General features: G+C 29.9%; 3 protein-coding genes. All 3 read right to left on the bottom strand.

All coding sequences use genetic code 11. From position 1 onward, the window contains the following. Window positions 1-112 precede the first annotated feature (112 nt). The 3 genes from BUC03_RS14965 to BUC03_RS14955 are packed head-to-tail and all read right to left on the bottom strand — an operon-like array spanning window position 113 to window position 2,109. On the bottom strand, window positions 113-739 hold the full coding sequence (locus BUC03_RS14965) for a hypothetical protein (protein WP_073153932.1): 627 nt from the start codon (window positions 737-739) through the stop codon (window positions 113-115). After that, window positions 729-1,232, bottom strand: coding sequence for an RNA polymerase sigma factor (locus BUC03_RS14960; protein ID WP_073153930.1), 504 nt, complete (start codon window positions 1,230-1,232; stop codon window positions 729-731). Before BUC03_RS14960 ends, BUC03_RS14965 begins: the two co-directional genes overlap by 11 nt. Window positions 1,233-1,242: 10 nt before the next feature. Continuing rightward, window positions 1,243-2,109 (bottom strand): TraB/GumN family protein, encoded by an 867-nt coding sequence (locus BUC03_RS14955; RefSeq protein WP_073153929.1) that lies wholly within the window; start codon window positions 2,107-2,109, stop codon window positions 1,243-1,245. Window positions 2,110-2,326: the final 217 nt, after the last annotated feature.

Here is a 2,326-nt window from a genome sequence, read left to right as displayed (position 1 = left end):
AGGAATAAAGATAGTAAAAAGAGCTAACTTTGACGCTTTTGCGTCTGTGTCCGCAGGACACAACCAAACCTTAGTTGGAATTATACAGTGTTGTATGTAGGTAGTTTTTTTATTATTTGACATCAAATTCTTTCAAGATTTTTTCAAGATTTTTAATATGTATACCATACAATTTATTAGACCAATATACTGTAATAAAATATATAAGTATAGCTATTACTATATATCCAAAAATATAAAGAACAAGTGTTGTGTTTGGGATATTTAATAGAATTAAATCATTATATACTTTCTTATCAATTTTTACTGAACCTAGAAATAAGCTCGCCATTGCTATTGGAAGTAACAGACTCCCTGAAATTATTGCAGTCTTATAGACTTCAAGCGTTAGTTTAAGGTCATAAATAAAGGCTACTACTGTGTCTTTACTAGTGCCACTTAAATTGATATATTTTGTTAAAAACCAACTCATTTTTGCTAAATACCCCAAAGTAATAAGACTGGTTATAAACATAAATATGTAGTAAACAGTTTTTGGTAATCGATGCATTTCCAGAAAACTTGGGGCAGCAAAAAAGATCACAATTAAAATGAGTTGTGTGATGATTTCACTTTTCATACTCTTTCTTACTTTTTGGATAGGCATCTTGCTAGTTTCTATATCTTTTATCTGTGATGGAATTTTAGAGCTATCCATACGTTCCGCATCCATTTTTTGTTTTATATTTTCAAAATTCATATCCGTTTTGTTTTATGATGTCTTGTAACTTACTTTTTGTTCTATTTAATTTCACTCTAACATTAACTTCTGAGAGCCCTAGGTTATCCGCTATTTCTTTACCAGATAAACCATCTATAAATTGAATAATTAATGCTTTTTCAATTTTATTTAATTCCTTAACAGCTTTATAAAAACTTGCTAACTGTTGGTCTTTTTCATTGCTATAATCTTCATGTGCAATAGGTTCAATTTTTTTAAAATTATAGTTGTCTGGTTTTCTTTTTTCTTTTTTAAAGTATACAATTGCGGTGTTTAATGCCACTCTGTACATCCAAGAAGAAAAGGCACTATTCCCTTTAAATGTTCCTAGCGATTTCCATAATTGCAGAATAATTTCTTGAAATAAATCTTGCTGGTCTTCAGTATTATCAAAGTACATTCTAGATACTTTATAAAGAATCCCTTTATGAGTATTGATTGCAGCTAAAAATTCTTGTTCCGTTAATTGCATAAATTTCCGCCTAATTAAATACTGGTGTCACAGTATACCCTTTTTGTCTTAAAAGATGAATTATGCCATAATCGTGGGTTAAATGAGCGGCTCCAACTGCAAATAAATTACTTCTTTCGGTCATCATTTCTGGCATTTTTTCTACCCAATTCTTATTTCGGTTTATTTGCATAATAGTTGTGGCATTCTCGTCCATATAAATGTCTTTAGAAACTAAATCTACTGTAGTTGTAATATCTTCATTATTATAAGCAATTATGGCTTCACCAAAATCTTTTTTATATGATTCAAATAACAGTATTTGTTTTAACGCAAAGTCTGTTGGATAAGCCGTTCGCATTATTTCCATTTGCTCTGCAACCTTTTCTAAACTATAAATTGGCTTTTGCTTTTCTGTAGCTAATGCGATAAGCTCCGTTTCTAAAGATTTTATCTCTATACAAGGTAGCATTTTTTGAATCATTATGGCATTTAGAATAGACAGCCCATATGAGTCAAAATTTGATAAAGCTGCTCCCATTACATTCGTTACAAGTGTATCTAGTTCTTCGAATTGTTGTTTAGTTAGCTCCTGAGATATTTTCTTTGGATTTTTCATTAATTCTTTCATTGTTTTTATCTCTTTTGGATCGGATAAATTTATTTCTAAAACCAATGCATCAACATTCTGAAGAGTTTGAGTAATTTTTTTTGAAATTTCAAAGTCGTCTTTACACATCACATGTAAAGTTCCTAAAACATAAGAAGGTTCTTTCAGTTCTGAATGCTCTATTTTCCACAACACAGAATTTTCTAAATTTACTTTATTTTGAGCTTGAGAAAAACTAAATGTTAATATCAATACTAATACTGCGATAATTGATCTTAGGTGTTTCATTATTTTGTTTTTTAAATTCGCTGGGTAAGTATTGGAAACAAAAATTTGTTACAAAAAAATGAAAATTGTTTTTTAAAATATGGAAAGTGTCGAGTGTGCTGTTCTGAGTTTACATTACCTACAACGGTTTTATATAACTTTCAGTTGCGTTGAATTAATGTTAAAGATAGTAAAAAGGGCTAACTTTGACGCTTTTGCGTCTGTGTCCGCAGGACAC

The sequence above is a fragment of the Mesonia phycicola genome, from assembly GCF_900141885.1.
Lineage (GTDB): Bacteria > Bacteroidota > Bacteroidia > Flavobacteriales > Flavobacteriaceae > Mesonia > Mesonia phycicola.
Note: the sequence above shows the minus strand (reverse complement) of the source record. Positions and strands in the feature narration are given on the sequence as shown.

Bases quoted from the DNA above. Each gene is read 5' to 3' on its own strand.
- BUC03_RS14965 (WP_073153932.1), bottom strand. From the start codon at position 739: ATGAATTTTGAAAATATAAAACAAAAAATGGATGCGGAACGTATGGAT.
- BUC03_RS14960 (WP_073153930.1), bottom strand. From the start codon at position 1,232: ATGCAATTAACGGAACAAGAATTTTTAGCTGCAATCAATACTCATAAA.
- BUC03_RS14955 (WP_073153929.1), bottom strand. From the start codon at position 2,109: ATGAAACACCTAAGATCAATTATCGCAGTATTAGTATTGATATTAACA.